We start from the raw sequence: 18,144 nt of genomic DNA on the forward strand, positions 1-18,144 counted from the left end.
TGCCCGCCGCACCATGAATAGAGGCCCCGTAGAGATGCATTCGGCTACGGGGCCTCAGTTTCAGCCTGGTGCGTCTGACCGACACAGACTGACGGCCACATAGCAATCCACCAAGCCGATCCGGACGCGCCTTCATCAGAGGGCGTGGGTCGCAATCGCCCGAAGTGACAGCCAAGCGTTTGTAAGGACTCGATGTTCCGCGGCCTCTCGGAATAGTCAGGGCCATCGGGCGCGCGATCCTTGCGGCGCTGCTTCCCCTGCGCATTTCGCCGCAGCCCCTGCCGATGCCTGCGCGAGCGGGCCGCAACCCATGCCGCGTGCCCGGAAACGATACGTAACCGGCGAGCTAAGCGCCTGAGACTTGCGAAGGCCATTTCCTGCCTCATCCGCATGTTCGAAGGAGATTGATTAGTGGCGACATCCAACACCCTGGCTACCGCGCAGCCGACACCGGACGAGGCTCTGCAGCGCCTGGTGGACGGGAACCGCGCATTCGTTGCCGACCAGCCGTCGCAGTCGGACATCTCGCGCGAGCGCCGTCTTGCGCTGGCCGAGGGGCAGCAGCCCTTCGCGACCCTGGTGGGATGCTCGGATTCGCGCGTCGGCCCCGAGCAGCTGTTCGGAGCGGGTCTTGGCGAGCTGTTCATCGTGCGAACGGCCGGAAACAACGTCGATGCGGCGGGAATGGGTTCCGTGGAGTATTCGGTCAGCGTGCTGAAAGTGCCGCTCATCGTGGTGCTCGGCCACGAGAAATGCGGCGCCGTCGCGGCTGCCGCGGACGTCGTGACCAAGGACGTGCGCTTCCCCGGCAGCATAGGCCGCATGATCGAGCCGATCATTCCGGCGGTGCTGGCAGCCCAGCGCAATGTCGGTGAGGAAAAGCTGGTGGACGTGGCCGTCGAGGAGAATGTCCGCCGCATGGTCGAGCGGCTCCAGACGTTCTCCGAACCGATGCTGATCGAGCCGCAGGAGCGGGGCGAACTCAAGGTCGTGGGCGCGGTGTACGAACTCGCCACCGGCCGGGTGCGCTGGCTCTAAGCCGCCGTCCACCCCGGCAGACGAGAGCCCGACCGCGAAAGTCGGACTCTCGCCGGCATCAAAGAGAGATACGACAGGTTGCCGGTTGAGGCCGATCGGCGGCCTTCCGGCAGCTTCCGGCCCTCGGCAAGGTCTACCTCCAAGCGGCCGTCACCGTTTCGCGCCGCAGGACTTGCGGCCGGCCCTGGCCCAGGCAATGGCGCTGTCGAACAGCTTGCGCCCGGTATCGGTCATGCGGGTGAAGCTGTTGTTTTCCATGCCGATGAACACCCGGCGGGCAGGGGCGAGGTGGTCGTGATCCATCGTCGCCCCGGCCTCGTAGCCGAAAAGGGTCGATTTCTCCGGCTCGCCCGGCCAGGTCATGATGACGTCGGCGCCCAGCCCCGGCTTGCCCCAGCCTGCCGGTGTTCGGGCTTCGGTCCAGGTCCCGAGCCCTGCGGGGATTCCCGCCGCCAGCGGATGAGGCGCGCGGACCAGCCAGAAATAGTGCCCCGTTTCCAGCTCGCCGAAGTCACTGTCGCGGCGCAGGCCCGTCATCCACAAGTCGTCGAGCAGGTCATTCTCCCAGGTCACCAGCGGGATGCCCATGTCTCGAAGGCGCGTGATGACCGAGCGTTCGGCGGTGAACTGGTTGGAGCGGACCGTGGAGGACATCACCACCAGATCGAACCCGCAAGGATCCGGCATGCCGGCACCGCCTTGACCCGCCAGCCCCTCGCTGACGGTCACGCTGTAGCCCAGTTGTTCCAGCCGCGCCTTGACTTGCGGATCGGCCGAACCTCCCGGCGGATCGGCGCGCATCAGGAACAGGATGCGGCCCGCATCCCCCGCGGGCGCGGGAAGGGGCGCCGCGGCGCTCGCCAGCAGCAGCACGACGATGGCGGCGAACGCCTTGCCCATCCTCAGAAGCTCCCGCTCAGGCCGACAAGGAAGCTGCGACCTTCGCCCGGCACGACTTGCGAGCGCGAAACCGAGGATTCCATGTAGTAGTCGTTGGTGATGTTCTTGACATTGAGCGACAGGCGGACCTTGTCTGCCAGCTTGTACCAGACACTGCTGTCCAGGCGCGTATAGCCGCCGATGCTGAAGCTGTTCTCAAGGTCGCCCTGGCGGTTGCTGGCCGAGAAGACGCCGCCGCCAAGGCCGAAGTTGCGAAGCGCCCCGTCGACCGGTTCCCAGGTCAGCCAGAAGCTGCCGCTCCATTTGGGCACGCCGATCAACTGGTTGCCGCGCGCGTAGTCTGTCGATTCCCGCACGGTCGCGTCGGTATAGGCGCCGTTGGCGATCACTTTCACGCTGGGGCTGATCGAGCCCGAGAGATCGAGTTCCACGCCGCGCGACCGCTGCACGCCGGCGTTGATATTGTAGCCGACGTTGTTGGGGTCCTGCTGCGTCACGTTTTCACGGGTGAGCTGGTACACGGCCAGGGTGCCGCCCAGACGGCCGCCGAACAGCTCCGCCTTGACGCCGGCCTCGTACTGCTTGCCCTTTTCGGGATCGATGGGCTTGCCGTCGATGGTCGGTTCGGGCTTCGACTGGAACGAACGGGTGAAGTCGGCAAAGAGCGAGATATTGGGCACCGGCTTGAAGACCAGTCCCACGCGGGGCGACCAGGCCTTGTCATCGGATTCGTACTGGGTCGTGCCGTGGTCGGACTGCCGTGCATGGTCGTAGCGCACACCGGCCAGCAGATTGATCTGATCGCCGATGTCGATCTGGTCCTGCAGGTAGCCGGACCAGGATTTGGCCTGGACCTTGCGGTCGGCGGCGGGAACGAAAGTTCCGGGCTCGGCGCCGTAGACCGGGTTGTCGATGTCGATCCGGGCCAGCGTGGCACGGGCGAACGTGCGGAAGCGGTAGGACTTCACATATTCGCCGCCGAACACGACGGTATGGCCGATGCCGCCGGTCTTGAAGCGGGCGACCATGTCGGCCTGCGCGTCGTAGTTGTGATTGTTCTCATGCTGCTCGACGGCGGTGCGGGTGATGGTGCGCGCGCCGGTCGCGGCGTTGACGGCCACGGTGTTGCCGTAGTTGATGCCGAACAGGTCGAGCTTGCCTTCGTCGTAGTGGCCGATCTGGCGGATCGTCAGCCAGTCGGTCAGCTCGTGCTCGATGCGGTAGTTGAATTCGTAGCGCTCGGATTCGGTGGTTGCCCAGCGCTCGCCAAGGAAACGGGTGCGCGGAAGGTCGACCACCAGGTCGCCATCGGCATCGGTCGTGGCGATGATGCCGCGGTCCGTCTGGTTGTGCTGATGCGCATAAGTGAGGCTGGCGATCACGCGGGTGCGGTCGTCCGGCTCCCACAGCACCGATCCGGAAAGGAACTGGCGGCGGTAGGGCACCAGTATGTCGCGGAACGTGTCTCCGGTCTGGGCCGCGCCGATGAAGCGCACGGCCAGGGTCTTGGCGGCATCGACCGGGCCGGTCACGTCGATCTGGCCGCGTGCGAAATCGTTGCTGCCGGCCTGGACCGAGAAGTTCATCGCGCGCTCGAAGCGCGGCTGCTTGGTGACGATGTTGATGAGGCCGCCCGGATCGCCGCGACCGTAGAGCACGGAAGCGGGGCCTTTAAGCACTTCGATGCGCTCGATATTGGCCATGTCGCGGTAGCTGTCGTTGGTTTCGATCGCCGGGCTCAGCATGATCGAATCGACGGCGTAGTACGATGAGCGGAAGCCGCGGATCGTGAAGCTTTCGGAGCGGTTGCCGGCATTGGTCCCAGCCTGGATGCCGCTGACGTTGCGCAAGGCGCTGGTGAGATCGAGGATCTGCTGGAATGCCGCTATCCCCTGCACGGGGACGGCATGGTGCCGGAGGTTAGGTGCGCGGCTGCGGATCGTAGGGGGCGTCTATCGGCGCGGGCAGGATCGGCGGAAGTGCATTGCCGTGGCAATGCACTTCCGCCGATCCATGCTCGGATTCGGTGTTTAGTCCAGGAACGCGCGCATGATGCGCGAGCGGCTCGGGTGCTTGAGCTTGCGCAGCGCCTTGGCCTCGATCTGGCGGATACGTTCGCGGGTAACCGAGAACTGCTGGCCGACTTCCTCAAGGGTGTGGTCGGTGTGCATGCCGATGCCGAAGCGCATGCGCAGCACGCGTTCCTCACGCGGGGTGAGGGACGACAAGGTGCGGGTGATCATTTCCTTGAGGTTCGCCTGGATCGCCGCATCGACCGGGATGACCGCATTGGCATCCTGGATGAAATCGCCGAGGCTGCTGTCTTCCTCGTCGCCGATCGGCGTTTCAAGGGAGATCGGCTCCTTGGCGATCTTGAGGACGCGCTTCACCTTTTCGAGCGGCATGGACAGGCGCTCGGCCATTTCCTCGGGCGTGGGCTCGCGGCCCTGCTCGTGGAGGAACTGGCGGCTGGTGCGGACCAGCTTGTTGATCGTCTCGATCATGTGCACCGGGATACGGATCGTGCGGGCCTGATCCGCGATCGAACGCGTGATCGCCTGACGGATCCACCAGGTGGCATAAGTCGAGAACTTGTAGCCGCGGCGGTACTCGAACTTGTCGACCGCCTTCATCAGGCCGATGTTGCCCTCCTGGATGAGATCCAGGAACTGAAGGCCGCGGTTCGTGTACTTCTTGGCGATCGAGATCACCAGGCGCAGGTTCGCCTCGACCATTTCCTTCTTGGCGATGCGCGCCTCGCGCTCGCCCTTCTGGACCATGTTGACGATGCGGCGGAACTCGGGAAGCGCCATGCCGGTGGCGGCGGCGATGTCCGAGACTTCCGCGCGGATGCGTTCGACCGGATCGACTTCGGCCTCGGCGAAGGCCGCCCACTTCTTGTCCTTCTTGGCCATGTCGGTGAGCCAGGTGTCGTCCAGCTCGCGGCCGACATAGGTTTCCAGGAAGTCGGCGCGCTTCACCTTGTGACGCTCCGCCAGGCGCAGCATCTGGCCGCCCAGCGTGGTGAGGCGGCGGTTGAAGGCGTAGAGGTTGTCGACGAGATATTCGATCTTCGTCGCGTGGAACTTCACCGATTCGACCTGCGCGGTCAGGTCTTCGCGCAGCTGCTGGTACTGGTCTTCCTTGGCGGCCGGGAAGTCGATGCCCAGCGCCAGCGCGTCGAGACGCTCCGACTGGAGGCGCTCGAAGGCCTGGAACAGCTCGGTGATGAGCATGAACTTCTCAAGCGCTTCGGGCTTGAGGGCCGCTTCCATCTGGGCGAGGCTGAGGGTGTTGTCCTCTTCCTCTTCCTCGGCTTCGCGCTTGGGGATCGGGTTGCCGTCCTCGTCGACTTCGTCGCCGGACTCTTCCTCGACTTCGTCCTCGTCCTTGAACGAGGGGCCGGCGGTCTTTTCGCTGATCTCGCCGTCGTCGTCGCCTTCACCGTCTTCGGACAGGCTTTCCGGCGCGGGCTCCTTCGAGAGCATGGCGTCGAGATCGAGGATCTCGCGCAGCTGCATCTCGCCGTTGTTGAGCGCTTCGGACCACTGGATGATGGCGTGGAACGTGATCGGGCTCTCGCAAAGGCCCAGGATCATCATGTCGCGGCCGGCTTCGATTCGCTTGGAAATCGCAGCTTCGCCTTCGCGGCTGAGCATTTCCGCGGCGCCCATTTCGCGCAAGTAGAGGCGTACGGGGTCGTCGCTGCGGCCGAGCGATTCGGTGCTCTTGCTGTCGGCGGTGCGGCGGCGGGTGCCTTCGCCGCTTTCTGCAAACGCGCCGTCGCCATCGCGATCGTCGTCGGCTTCCTGATCCGCCTCCGAATCGGACGAATCATCATCGTCTTCGTTCTCGACGATCTTGACCCCCATCTCCGAGATGGCGGCCATGACGTCTTCGATCTGCTCGGAAGACATCTCGTCCTGGGGCAGGGCAGCGTTCAACTCGCTGACCGAAATGACCCCAAGGCGCTTGGCGCGCGCGATCAATCGCTCGACCGAGCCTCGGCTGGAATCGATCAGCGGAGCGTCGTTCTCCGCGCCAAAATCTTCGTTACTCATTCGTTCGCCTTATATCCCATATGTCCCATCCGTGGCGGTTGCTCCGCCAGGACAGACACAGGGGTCTGTAAATGCCTTGCCTGACATGCCTGCAAAACGCCATGGGGCTGTCGCGCTACAGGGGTCATTACCTGAAGCCGGCAGGCTACAGATAATAACGCAGCGATGCACCTACAACCGTTCGCCTGGTTGCCGAGTTTCCTCGGTTAAACCAGGCAGAAGCGGGTCCAGTCAATATTCGACGTGCTGTCAAGGCCTTGGCCCGTAAAACGGGCCAAGGCCTGCAACTCAGCGAAGGACCAGATTGACGGCCGAGGACTTGCCGCGACGATCGATCTCGATTTCGAACTCGAGCTGATCGCCTTCGTGCAGGCCCGACAGGCCCGAACGCTCAACGGCACTGATATGCACGAATGCGTCGGGCTGGCCATCTTCGCGGCTGACGAAGCCGAAGCCCTTGGCAGCATTGAAGAACTTGACCGTGCCGCTGGCGCGTTCACCGGTCGACTGGCGCTGGGCCGGTGCCGATTCGCGGCGCGAGGCGGTGATCACTTCGCCCACGATCGAGAGATTGGTTGCGGAGACCTTGCCGCCGCGTTCCACCAGCTGGAATTCCAGCGTCTGGCCTTCGGCGAGCGTCGTCAGGCCGGCGTCCTGCACGGCACTGATGTGCACGAAAGCGTCGTCGCCGCCTTCGTCGCGCTGGATGAAGCCGAAGCCCTTATCCGTGTTGAAGAACTTCACCACGCCGCTGCCCTGGCCGATTACCTGTGCAGGTGCGCCGCCGCCGCGCGGGCCGCCGAAGCCGCCGCCGCGCTGTCCGCCGCCGCCGAAGCGGTCGTTTCCACCGCCGAAGCGATCATTACCGCCGCCGAAGCGATCGTTTCCGCCGAAACGGTCGTTGCCACCACCGAAACGGTCGTTACCACCGCCGAACCTGTCGCGACCGTTACCGCGATTTCCTCTGTCAAACGACATGACTAAATACGTACCTTCACTGCGTTCGGTGAGAATTCGCCCGTGCGCTTGAACGCGGCACGCCGGACGGAAGAACAATCAGCTTTGAATACGCGGTTTCCCTGTCGGGAACACGATGGCCGGGGACTGATCGTAAGATGCAAGGGGCATTGAAAATCAAAATCTAAGCGAACTATTCTAGTAACCCATACTCTGAAATTCAAAAATGCCAATTTGCGCTTTTGGGCGTTCTGAAAAACCTGTCCCCAAATCGAGCGTTTTGCCGTTATGAACACGGAAATCGCCTTCATTGATTGTATTAATGATATCAAAGGCGCACTTTATATCCGGAGCACCTCTTGGGACCGGAATCCCTGATCCGCCGGCCCATAGCACCGAATTATCCGGCAGGCCATCGGGGAGCCGATACCCGCAGCATTTTTTACGACGAGGGTGGATCTTTCGGGCAGAGCGCCTCCCGAAGGCCGAATTCCCGTGCGGTCTGCCTTCCCCGCCCTGCGACGAAAATCGTGCGGTGGCCGGCCATCAGGAAACTTCCATCCGGTCCGTCGCTTATGGGCAGAAGTGGACAGACTTCCGGGGCATATGGTTCTAGCATCGATCTGCCACGCCATCGCGCGGGAACGCTCTTGAGTGCCGAGAAAATGACCGATCTGCTCCGCTCCCCCCTGTCGGCGCCGGCCGAGGAAAACGCCGATCTGTCGGACATCGACCTGCTCCAGCGGATCAGCGTCGAGCTGATCGCCGAGCATGACCTGGTCGAACTCTACGGCAAGATCGTGGATGCGGCGGTGGCCATCACCGGCTCGCAGTTCGGGACCATGCAGCTGCTGTGCCCTTATGGCGACCCTTCCGGCAACGGCGGAAAACTGCAATTGCTGTGCCACCGCGGCTTGCCAGAAGAGGCGATCGCCTTCTGGCAATGGGTCAGCCCGAGCGCGCTGAGCAGTTGCACGATGGCGCTGCGGTTCGGGCAAAGGGCCATCATTCCCGATTTCGAGGAATGGAACGAGATCGCCGGCACGGATGACCTCATGGCTTTCCGCCGTGCCGGTATCCGCTCGGCGCAGACCACGCCGCTCCTGTCGCGTTCGGGCACGCTGCTCGGGATGATCTCGACTCACTGGACGAAGCCCCATCGCCCGTCCGAGCGCGACCTCAGGCTCCTGGACATTCTCGCCCGGCAGGCGGCCGACCTGCTGGAACGCACGATTGCCGAAGAAGCGCTGCGCGCCCGCGAGGCGGAGCTTCGCGATACTTGCGCGGCGCTGCGCGCGGCCGAGCAGCAGCAGGACCAGGTCCAGATCGCCCTGCGCCAGCTCAACGAGACTCTGGAAGAGCGGGTGGAGGCCCGGACGCGGGAGCTGGCGGAATCCGAAAGCCAGCTTCGGCACATGCAGAAGATGGATGCGATCGGCCAGTTGACGGGCGGCGTGGCGCACGATTTCAACAATCTGCTGACGATCATCCGATCTTCTGCCGATCTGCTCAGCCGCCGCGAGCTGACGCCGGAAAAGCGCCAGAAATACGTGAAGGCGATTTCCGACACCGCGGACAGGGCCGCCAAGCTCACTGGACAACTGCTGGCTTTCGCGCGCCGCCAGGCGCTGACGCCTGAAGTGTTCGAGGTCGGCGACAAGATCGGCACCATTTCGGATATGTTGCGCACGGTGGTCGGCTCGCGGGTGTCGGTGGACGTCACGTCCTTGCGCTCGCCCTGTTTCGTGGAAGTGGACGCCAGCCAGTTCGAGACGGCCTTCGTGAACATGGCCGTCAATGCGCGCGACGCGATGAACGGCGAAGGGCGTCTGGTCGTGGAGATCGACACGTTCGACGGCGTTCTGCCGATGCAGGGCATGACGGATCCGCGGGGATCTTTCGTGCGCATTTCGGTCACCGACGAAGGTTCGGGAATTGCCCTCGATCAGATCGACAGCATCTTCGAGCCGTTCTTCACCACCAAGGCGGTGGGCAAGGGAACCGGCCTGGGGCTCAGCCAGGTCTATGGGTTCACCAAGCAATCGGGCGGCGAGATCGAGGTCCGGAGCATGCTGGGGCAGGGCTCCACTTTCATCATGTACCTGCCGCAAGTCGAGGCTCCGGCTTCGTCGCAGGGGGGCGACGCCGAGCAGGGATCATGGCTTGCGGAAGGCCGGATTCTCATTGTCGAAGACAACGAGCAAGTGGGCGAGTTCGCGTCGGACCTGCTTCGGGACCTGGGATACGAGACCCTCGTCGCCAACGATGCCGCTTCGGCCATCGCCATCCTGGAGACGGCGAGCGAGCGAATCGACGCCGTGTTTTCCGATGTCGTGATGCCGGGCATCGACGGGGTGGAGTTGGGGCAGCGCGTTCGGGACCGGTGGCCCGGCGTTACCGTCGTGCTCACCAGCGGATACAGCCACGTTCTTGCCAATAACAACCAGCATGGTTTCGGGCTGCTCCACAAGCCATATTCGGTGGAAGAACTGTCCCTGGCCTTGTCCGACGCCGGGAAGCGCGCGCCTTCAGCGCTCTCCTAAGTCGTCGGGCTGCAGTTTCTGGTCATCTCGTCGATTTCACGGCGCAGCGTTTCCACGCGATAGGGCTTGGGAAGGAAGCGGCCGTCGTCGGGGATTTCATTTTCCGACGGCCAGGTGTCGCCGGAAGTCAGCAGGAGCTTCATCTTGGGCCATCGCTCGTGGACGATGCGGGCCAGTTCCAGTCCGTTCAGGCTTCCCGGCATGCGGATATCCGTGAACAGCACCAGGACCTCGCTGTAGGCTTCCAGGATCTCGAGCGCCTCGTCGGCGCTGCCTGCTTCCAGGACGTCGTACCCGGCTTCTTCGAGCGCGTCAGTGCCGATCACGCGGATCAGCGCCTCGTCCTCGACCAAAAGCACTTTCTTTTCCAATGTCATATCGAGTGGCGGTCCATGGTCATGAACCAACTATACGAACCGTGGGGCCGCCTCGTTCCCGGGCCTTGCGAATTGATCGGCAAGGTCTCGCGCGCATGGGGTGAAGCGTCGACAGGGGTGGGGCCTGCCGGATCGGTGGTGGGCGCCTAAAGCCCGAAGCCCTTGCTCGCCTGCCAGGCCAGGAGGGCGGCCAGTCCGGCGGCGATGACGAAAGCGCCGAACCGGGCCGGTTTCATGGGAACGATTTCCGCTCCAGCGCCGCGATCGCGCCCGGTCAGCATCGGGACAAGCAGATTGCGCCGGCGGAACAGGGCGTAGAAGGCGATCGCCGCCAGATGGAGCCCGATCAGGACCAGCAATGCGTCGAAACTGAAGGCATGGATCGTGGCGGCGAGACGGCCCTGATCGAACGACACCAGGAAGGACAGCGGCCCGGAGTCCAGACCGTCGACATCGGTGGCGAAGAGGCCGGTGCCCACTTGCAGGGACAGGAAGGCGAGCATGGCGAGCACGCTGTAACCGCCGAGCGGGTTATGCCCCGCCCGGGGCGTGCCTTGCCCGCCGAGATACCTTCCGACGGCGCGCGGGGAAGCGAACAGCGCGGCCAGCCGCGCGGTGCTCGATCCGAACAGCCCCCACAGCAGCCGAAACGCCAGGAGGCCGAGCAGGGTGATCCCGGAGAGATAGTGCCAGTCCATGTGGCGATTCTCCGCGCTCCACCAGGAGAACGCGAACAGCAGCACGAGTAGCCAGTGGAAGAGACGGGTGGGCAGGTCCCACACCCGGATGCCGGCCGCCGCGCTCACTTGGCGGCTTTCGGCGCGAAGGATTGGCACAGGCCGCCGGCCGCCACGGGGCCACCGGACAGCATCTGGCAATTCCCGCAGGCGGCCGACGTGCCGGTGAAGAACGCGCAGAGGCCGCAGCGCCGGGCGGGGTTCGTCGAGGCGTCGACATAGCCGAGCGCCCGCCTTCGGCTCTTCTGCATATAAGGCAGCGTGGCCGGGTCGTAGCAGGCGGGCTTGGCGGCCGCGTCATTCGCCTGGGCATTCAGGCGGCCCGCAAATGCGCTGCCGCCCAGCGCCATGCCGAGCCCGCAGGCCTGCGCGAGGATCTGTCTGCGCGAAATGCTCATCGCGGTGCTCCTAGGGCGCGCGTGCTCTGGATCACTTCGAGGGAATAGCCTTCGGGGTCCTCAAGCTGCAGGACGCGGTAGCCCTGAGCGACTTCGCGAGCCGGGGGATGGGCGATCCCGGCGGCGTCGAGGCGGGCCAGCAGGCCGTCCATGTCGGTGACGCGCAGGACGATGCGATCGAAGGCGTCGCCATGCGTGAGCCTTGCCGGGGCGCCGGGCGCGCTGTCGTGGACAAGGATCAGCCCGGCCTCGCCCGGATCGGCGGAAAACCGCAGCATGTATTCGCGGCGCTGGCCGTGATCGAGCGTCATGGCCAGCGTCATGCCGAAGGCCGTCCGGTAGAAGGCGAGTTCCCGGTCGATCGAGGCGGACTTGAGCACCGTGCCGACCAGGCGCGCGGGGGCCTCTCGGGGCGCAGCCTGTCCCTCGGCCGCGGCCGGGACGGGCAGCAGCGGGATCGCGGCCAGTGCCGCCAGCCATGCACGCGCCTTCATGCGACCAGCTCCCCGATCGACTTCCCGGTCTCCATGCTCTTCGCGCCCCATTTGTCGATGGGTACGCCCATGACCTGCTGGAGCGTCAGGCCCACGCGGCTGATCGGCGTGCCCAACCCGTCGACATAGATGCCGGTCTTGATCCGCCCTCCGGCGCTGCCGGCGGTCATCATGGGAATGTTGTCGATCGTGTGGAACTTGGCGAATTCGGTCTCGGAGTGGGCGAAGACCAGCGTATTGTCGAGCAAGGTCCGGTCGCCCTCCTGCACTTTGTCGAGCGCGGCGACGAAGTAGGTCCAGGCTTCGAAGATGCGGTTGAGGAAGTAGGTCGCCTCGGGCTGGTAGCCGAGCCGGTTGTCGAGCGCTTCCTCATGGGTAAGCTGGTGGTGCGTGATCGTGCTGCCGATCCGCGTGAGCGAGGAGGCGCCGTTGTTGAACATCATGTTGAACACCCGGGTCTGGTCGCAGGCCAGCGCCATGACGAGGAGATCGGTCATCAGCGCATGGTTGGCGACGACGTTCTCGATCTCGGCATTGACCGCGCGGTCGGCGACAGGCTGCGGCACCAGGCAGGCCTGGAGGGGCTGCGGCCGGGTGAGTTCGACATCGAGCTGGTTTTCGAGCTGGCGCACCGAGGTGAAGTACTGGTCCAGCTTCTGCCGGTCGGCCGCGCCCACCGCGCCCTCCAGCGCCTTGCGCTGATCGGTGACGGCGGAGAGCACGCTGCGCCGCGCCATGACTTCGGGGTCGGGGGTGAAATCGGCGCTGTTCGGATCCTTGAAGCCGGTGCCGAACAGGCGCTTGTACAGCCCGGCCGCAGAGCCTTCGGATGGATTGAGATTGCCGCCGCCGCGCCCGCTCAGCGAGTTGCGGGGATCGCCGGAGGCAGATGTTTCGAGACTGCGGAACCGGGTGCGGGTGCCGATGCGGTCGCCGATGGTGACGTCGAAGCTCTCGCCCGGCAGGCCGCCCTCGGCCGTGAGGGCGCGGCCGGTGCGGATCGCGGGGCCTCCGGACGTGTGGGGCAGGTTGGGGGCGCCGTCGAGCATGACGTTGAAGTTGCCCAGGATATTGATCTTGTGGGCATGGTCCTTGATCACTTCCAGTTCCGGCTTGAGGTCGTAGCCGGGTCCGGGATTGTCCGGGAACCAGCGGCTGGGGTTGACGCCCAGCCCCCAGAACCAGGTGCCGAACCGGACCGGCACGGGAGCGCCGGTCGCAGCCATCGCCACGCCGTTACCGTCCAGGAAGATGTCCAGCAGCGGTACGCCCACCGTGATGGCGGCGCCGTTCATCATGCCTTTCAGCGCCAGGCGCCGCGAGATGTCGAATGCCATGGATGGTTTCCTCTCTAGCGCCGCGTCGCCACCAGGGTGGTGCCGGCCTTGATGCTTTCGGTGGGAACTTCGTAAGTCTGCGGCAGGCTCGCGATCGTCTCGATCAACTGGCGCAACCGGTAGCCCTGGGCCGCAAAGCCGCCTTCGAGCCGTTCGATCAGTTCGCCGTCCTCGCTGGGGCGCCCGGTCGCATATTCGAGTGCGCGGGACGTGACGCAGAGCGTGGCGTCCTTGCTGGCGGCAATGGCCTTGCCCAGCCCGTCGCCGCCGGTGAAGCGGGTGTCGTCCATTTCGCCCGAGACGTCGATCGCGGCCTCGTTCTCGAACGTGCGGAAGCCGCCGATCCCGTCGAAGCGTTCCAGCGGGAGGCCGATGGGGTCGGTGATCTTGTGGCACCCGGCGCAGACCGGATCGGTGGTATGGGCATCCAGGCGGATGCGGGCCGTGGGCATCGCCTTGTTGCCCGTGTCCTGCACGGCGGTGAAGTTCACGTTTCCGGGGGGATTGGGCACCGGCTGGCAGAGCAGGAGTTCGCGGATCGCCCGGCCACGCAATGTCGGAGAGCTGCGTCCGGAATGGGAATACATCGCCAGGAACCCGGCGAGGCCCAGCAGTCCCGAACGATCGGATTCGGCCGTGAATTCGTAAGGCACCCAGCCTTGAGACTGGCTGACCGGCACCCGGTAGAGCGCGCCCAGCGCCCGGTTCATCCAGGTCTTGCGGGTGGTGAACAGCTCCCGGTAATCGCCGTCGCCGTCCAGCAATTGCGTGGTGATCGTGCGCAGCATCTGCTCGGGCAGGGCCTGGAGCACGTCCTGGTTGAAATAGGGATAGATCACCGGGTCCTTGGCCAGCTCGGCGAACTTCTCGAACAGCAGCATGTCCGCGAAGAAGGCCCGCAAACCCTGCTCGAAGCGGGGCGAGGCGACCATCCGGCGGACGGTGGCGGCAAGCTGCGGCTGATCGGTCAGCCTGCCCGCGGCCGCCGCATCGAGCAGGGCGGCATTCGGCGCCGAATTCCACAGCATGAAACTGAGCCGGGCGGCACGAGAATTGTCGTCCAGACGCATCACGCCGGGGCGCTCGGGATCGGGCTGGGCCGTCTCCACCACGTAGAGGAACAAGGGCGAGACGAGCATCGCGCCCAGCGCCAGTTCCAGCCCTTTCGCGAAGGACCTGGTGGGGCCGGCACCTTCCCCGGCGATGCGGACGTAAAGCGCCAGTTCCTGTTCGCTGAGGGGGCGGCGGAACAGCAGGCGGCCGAGCGGCGCCAAGGTGCGGCCCGCGCATGACGCATCGGCGCCCGCGGGATCGGCCGGGGCACAGGCGGTGAACTGCGCGCGGTGCTCCTCGTCGAAGACCTGCCGGGCGATCTCACGGGCCATGGCGTCGAACTGCTCCAGCCCGGAAGGCGTAATGGCGGAGCTGCGGGCGCCCGAGGCGATGAGCTGGTGCGCGGGGCGCACGATCGGCTCGAACCGGCCCGCCACGCGGATGTCGCTGCCGAAGATGTCGGCAATGCTGTTGCGGTATTGCGCCTCGGTCAGGCGCCGCATTCCGACGACCTGGGGATCCGTGAGCAGCGCCGGAGAGCCATTGGCCTCCGCATGGACGGGCGCGGAAGTCGATGCGGTGCCTGCCAGCCAGAGCGTGGCGGCAAGCGTGACCGCCGCGATGCCGAGTGGCACGGTGCGAAACGGGCTCATAGGGTCTTGTTCCCGGCATGTGCGGTCCCGGCGGGCGCGATCCTGGCAGATGGAGCCGGCACGTCGTTGATGAAGGCGGGGACGGCGTAGAGGTTCATGGCGCTGGATACGCCGGAGCATGTGCCGGTTTTCGGATCGCGAATGCCATCGGCATATTTGCGCAAGGTCGCCAGGGTGCCCGCGCAGTCGATGCCGGCAGCCAGAGCCGCACCGGCACCGCCGATCGCGGGGCTCTGGATCACGTCGAACACCGGCCGGTAGCCACCGACAAGGCCGCGCAGCGATCCGTCCGGCTGGAAGGCGAGCCTGAGCTTGCCATGCCGGAAATCGTAGGCGGTCCGCGCACCCCGGATGTCGCGGGCGCCGCCCTGGCCCCAGGTCTGCGCCAGCTTGATGTCCTGCGCATCGGTGACCAGCACGCCGCCCACGATGTGGCCGTGCAGGGCATTGCGATGGCGCGGCGGCTTGTCGGAGATCGTGAAGCTGTAGCCGGGCAGAAAGTTGCCGTGACTGTCCAGTTGCGGACGATCGGGCGTGTTGGCGTAGATCACTTCCACATCGTCGTCGTTTTCCAGGCTGTCGACGCCGCGCAGGAGGATGACCTGCGTCCACTCGCCCGAGGCGTGGAACTGCCGCATGCCGGTGAGGAGGTCGCCGCCGATCCCGTCCTTGCCGCGCCATTCGAGCGTGCAGCCCATCACGCGGTATTCCTGGTTGTCGATCCCGGTGCGCCCGTCGGGTGCGGTGAACTCTTCGTGCGAGCAGCTTTCGCCGGGCGCATCCACGTCCAGATCCAGCCCGCCCGCATGAGCGCTTTGCACGGTCGTGAGCAGCGGCCTGTCGAACTTGTCGGGCTGCGAACAGATGTTGGTGCCGTCTGCGCCGAACACGGTAGCCTGCCAGCGTTTGGTGAGTTCGGGTTCGTTTTCCTTGCGCTCCAGCCGCGCCCGTTCGTCGGCGGGAAGCGAGGCCAGATAGATGTCGCGAACCTTGGGGCTGGTGCCCTTGGGGCAGGCGTCCATGCCCTGGATCACCGGCGGCACGAAGTCCTGGACCACGAAGCCCATGACCCCGCCCGGCGGCGGGGCGGGCAGCGTGCGCGGCGGCGCCTCGGCGCGCGCCGGGGCCTCCATAGAGAGTGAGCCGGTCAGCGCCATGAGCGCTGCCACGCCAATGGCAGCCCCGCCGCACATCAGGCCCAGCCCTGTTTTTCCTCTGTCCAATTTGCCTCTCCCCGTTTGTCGTCGTTGTCAGGGTCGCAGTATCTGGCCTCCGGACGGGACAGTGCCCGAATCGCCGGCGGCGCCGACGAAGACGCGCTTGCCCTTGAAGGTCCATTCGGGCGCGTCACCGGCGAGACTGACTTTCCATTCGCCTAGGCCGCTGCTCGCCATGGGCGCCGGAAGCGGCCGCCAGGCGCATTCCCTCTCGCACTTGCCCGTGAACAGCACGCGGCCCTCCCGGTCGGCAAAGGCATAGGCGCCGTCGACGAAGGCCGTGGTGACGACGCCGGGAGCGGCCGGTTTCGGCGGCGGCGGCACGTATTTCAGCGTGTTCCAGCGTCTGTCGTCGGCGTCGGCGTCGTTCCCGGCGGCGCCATCCCCGTCGGCGGGGCGCGCCTTCGCGTCGGCGCGCGTGAACACGAGGTGCCAGCCCTTGTAGACCCATTGCTTGCCCTGCGCCCCATCGATCACGGTCCAGTCCGGGGCCTTGCGCGGGTCCATGAAGCGGTCATCGGCGGTCTTCTCGAAGCCGGCGGGATAGCGGATATTCGCGGCGGAGCCCGCGGGGGCAGCCAGTGCCGTCCAGCTTTGCGCGCAATCCGCATCGCAGAACCGGGCCGGATCAGGCGCCCAGCGCAGGAGCGTGCGCATGTCCAGGCCGTAAAGCACTTTGCCTTTCGCATCGGTATAGACGCTGGCGTTCCCGAGCTTGCGGACGCGCACGCCCGGGGGAAAGGGGGATCCGTCCGCTGCGGCGATCGGGAGATCCGCGGGCTGGGCCGAAGCGGGCAGCGATGCCGCGCCCAGTCCCGCCAGCGCTGCAAGAGCGGCCAGGGAAGCGTCCCGGGTCATGCCGGTGTCCAGCCGCATCTCAGTGCTCGGGCGCGCGGAAGGCGTCATGGCAGGCCTTGCAGGTCCCGCCGAGCTTCTGCGCGCTGAGGCGGATTGCGGCCACATCCTTGGCGGTCACGGCGCGTTGCAGATCGTCGGCGGCTTTCGCGAAAGCGTCCTGCGCGCCCTTGAACTTCGCGGGCTGGGACCAGATCTCGGCCTTCGCGCGGGTCTTGGCGCCGGACTGCGGGCCGGATCCTGCCGGAAACCACTCGTATTGCCCCCGCGAGGCGTTGCGGATCTGCCGAACGGACTGCGCGATCAGCACGGTCTGCACTTCGCTGCCGCGCAGGCCGTCGTTGACACCCTTGAAGGCGGCGCCGAGTTCCCGGTAGTTGTCCACGCGGGCGCGGACGGTGTCGGCCGGTGCGGCCAGCAGCGGGGTAGCCGCCAGCGCCGCCGCCAGGACCATGGCGCTCGTTCTTGCCCGAACGTTCATCTGTCACTCTCCCGTCTTCGTGGCCGTTTTCCGGCCGATCGTTGTGTCTTTTTGCGTGGTCCTGGGTCGGTCAGGCTTCTGCGCGCTCGGCGCTCAGCTCCGCGAGTGCGGGGGCGGCCGTGCGCCGAGCGGAGCGGGCCTTTACCGCATCGAAATCGGCTTCGTACTTCTTGCGCATGGTGCCGCAGAGGCGGTCCCAGATCGTGGTGTAGCCGCCGAAGTTGCCCGTGAAGTAGCGGTGGTGCTGGTCATGGAAGGTGGCCGTGATGAACCACTTCGTGGCCCATGTGCGGTTCCACCAGCGCGGCAGGAATTCGTAGCCCGAATGGACGTAGAGGCCCATGATGATATTGGTCGGCAGGATCAGCGCCATCGTGGCCGGGTGGACCGTGAAGACGGCCAGGAACAGCGGGACGAAGCCGCCGTTGATCATCGATTCCAGCGGATTGACCGACAGGGTGGTCAGCAGGTTCGGCGATGTTGACTTGTGGTGGAGCTTGTGGACCCAGCTATAGACCGGCTCCTTGTGCATCCAGCGGTGGAGCCAGTAGAAGTAAGTGTCGAACAGGAAGAAGTAGGCGCCGAATTCCAGCGCGATCATCCACCAGGGCGCTGCTCCGCTCTGGAACGTGATCCAGCCGTGCGTCTTGAGCCAGGCCGAGGCCGAGCCGATGATCTTGCCCGAGATTGCAAGCGTGATCACCGCCACGATGGCCTCGTTGCGCAGGATCTTCCACTTGAAGCCGCGCGGCTGGATTTTCCGGGCCTTGAAGAAGCCGCTGACGATCCCGGCGATCACGCCGGTCGCCACGAACGCCCAGAGCCAGACCGCCAGGGCCTGCTCGCCGGTGAAGAATGTGCCGATCATCGTGGCTGTTCAGGCAAGCGCCACGGCGAAGGCGACGACATGCGCCAGGACGGCAAGCGCTCCGGCAAGGACAAGGGGGCGATAGTGTTCGGTGACCATGATAGTATCCTGTGCTGCGATGCCGCGAGCCACTTGCCGGCGGCGTTGTCGAGGCTCAGGTGACAGGCGGCGATTG

General features: G+C 65.5%; 16 protein-coding genes. 2 read left to right on the forward strand and 14 right to left on the reverse strand.

Annotated features, from left to right (window positions below; all coding sequences use genetic code 11):
- The first annotated feature begins 411 nt into the window (after nt 1-411).
- A complete protein-coding gene (locus EDF57_RS10555) occupies nt 412-1,038 on the forward strand; it encodes a carbonic anhydrase (RefSeq protein WP_132267147.1) in 627 nt (208 codons plus the stop codon).
- A gap of 150 nt (nt 1,039-1,188) precedes the next feature.
- Here the strand turns inward: EDF57_RS10555 and EDF57_RS10560 are convergent, their stop codons facing one another.
- From EDF57_RS10560 to EDF57_RS26215, 4 genes are all read right to left on the reverse strand, one after another.
- On the reverse strand, nt 1,189-1,938 hold the full coding sequence (locus tag EDF57_RS10560) for a hypothetical protein (protein WP_132267145.1): 750 nt from the start codon (nt 1,936-1,938) through the stop codon (nt 1,189-1,191).
- 2 nt (nt 1,939-1,940) lie between these two features.
- The gene (locus tag EDF57_RS10565) at nt 1,941-3,836 is read right to left on the reverse strand and encodes a TonB-dependent receptor (RefSeq protein WP_166675239.1); all 1,896 of its coding nucleotides are present in this window, start codon (nt 3,834-3,836) and stop codon (nt 1,941-1,943) included.
- Nucleotides 3,837-3,968: 132 nt separating this feature from the next.
- Nucleotides 3,969-5,999 (reverse strand): RNA polymerase sigma factor RpoD, encoded by a 2,031-nt coding sequence (rpoD, locus tag EDF57_RS10570; protein WP_132267141.1) that lies wholly within the window; start codon nt 5,997-5,999, stop codon nt 3,969-3,971.
- A gap of 288 nt (nt 6,000-6,287) precedes the next feature.
- Complete coding sequence (locus EDF57_RS26215; protein ID WP_132267139.1) at nt 6,288-6,977, reverse strand: cold-shock protein; 690 nt, start codon at nt 6,975-6,977, stop codon at nt 6,288-6,290.
- Between the two features lie 644 nt (nt 6,978-7,621).
- Between EDF57_RS26215 and EDF57_RS10580 the strand changes: the two genes are divergently transcribed.
- Entirely contained in the window at nt 7,622-9,499 is a 1,878-nt protein-coding gene (locus tag EDF57_RS10580; protein WP_134094202.1) for an ATP-binding protein, read from the forward strand.
- On the opposite strand, the gene EDF57_RS10585 is transcribed toward EDF57_RS10580, so the two are convergent.
- The 10 genes from EDF57_RS10585 to EDF57_RS10630 form a co-directional block, all read right to left on the reverse strand.
- The gene (locus tag EDF57_RS10585; RefSeq protein ID WP_134094203.1) at nt 9,496-9,876 is read right to left on the reverse strand and encodes a response regulator; all 381 of its coding nucleotides are present in this window, start codon (nt 9,874-9,876) and stop codon (nt 9,496-9,498) included. The two genes, EDF57_RS10580 and EDF57_RS10585, sit on opposite strands and share 4 nt — an antisense overlap.
- Before the next feature lie 146 nt (nt 9,877-10,022).
- The gene (locus tag EDF57_RS10590) at nt 10,023-10,682 is read right to left on the reverse strand and encodes a cytochrome b/b6 domain-containing protein (RefSeq protein WP_134094204.1); all 660 of its coding nucleotides are present in this window, start codon (nt 10,680-10,682) and stop codon (nt 10,023-10,025) included.
- On the reverse strand, nt 10,679-11,011 hold the full coding sequence (locus EDF57_RS10595) for a high-potential iron-sulfur protein (protein ID WP_134094205.1): 333 nt from the start codon (nt 11,009-11,011) through the stop codon (nt 10,679-10,681). Before EDF57_RS10595 ends, EDF57_RS10590 begins: the two co-directional genes overlap by 4 nt.
- Complete coding sequence (locus EDF57_RS10600) at nt 11,008-11,505, reverse strand: VOC family protein (protein ID WP_166675240.1); 498 nt, start codon at nt 11,503-11,505, stop codon at nt 11,008-11,010. The genes EDF57_RS10595 and EDF57_RS10600 overlap by 4 nt, the downstream gene beginning before the upstream one ends.
- On the reverse strand, nt 11,502-12,842 hold the full coding sequence (locus tag EDF57_RS10605) for a DUF1552 domain-containing protein (RefSeq protein WP_134094207.1): 1,341 nt from the start codon (nt 12,840-12,842) through the stop codon (nt 11,502-11,504). The genes EDF57_RS10600 and EDF57_RS10605 overlap by 4 nt, the downstream gene beginning before the upstream one ends.
- A 14-nt stretch (nt 12,843-12,856) precedes the next feature.
- The gene (locus EDF57_RS10610; RefSeq protein WP_134094208.1) at nt 12,857-14,548 is read right to left on the reverse strand and encodes a DUF1592 domain-containing protein; all 1,692 of its coding nucleotides are present in this window, start codon (nt 14,546-14,548) and stop codon (nt 12,857-12,859) included.
- The gene (locus tag EDF57_RS10615) at nt 14,545-15,771 is read right to left on the reverse strand and encodes a hypothetical protein (protein WP_243840997.1); all 1,227 of its coding nucleotides are present in this window, start codon (nt 15,769-15,771) and stop codon (nt 14,545-14,547) included. The genes EDF57_RS10610 and EDF57_RS10615 overlap by 4 nt, the downstream gene beginning before the upstream one ends.
- Before the next feature lie 27 nt (nt 15,772-15,798).
- Nucleotides 15,799-16,623, reverse strand: a complete 825-nt coding sequence (locus EDF57_RS10620) for a hypothetical protein (protein WP_134094209.1) — start codon at nt 16,621-16,623, stop codon at nt 15,799-15,801.
- Nucleotides 16,624-16,642: 19 nt separating this feature from the next.
- On the reverse strand, nt 16,643-17,101 hold the full coding sequence (locus tag EDF57_RS10625) for a cytochrome c (protein ID WP_132267121.1): 459 nt from the start codon (nt 17,099-17,101) through the stop codon (nt 16,643-16,645).
- Nucleotides 17,102-17,171: 70 nt separating this feature from the next.
- Nucleotides 17,172-17,969 (reverse strand): sterol desaturase family protein, encoded by a 798-nt coding sequence (locus EDF57_RS10630; RefSeq protein WP_134094210.1) that lies wholly within the window; start codon nt 17,967-17,969, stop codon nt 17,172-17,174.
- Between the last annotated feature and the right edge of the window lie 175 nt (nt 17,970-18,144).

It is taken from the genome of Novosphingobium sp. PhB55, from assembly GCF_004368805.1.
Lineage (GTDB): Bacteria > Pseudomonadota > Alphaproteobacteria > Sphingomonadales > Sphingomonadaceae > Novosphingobium.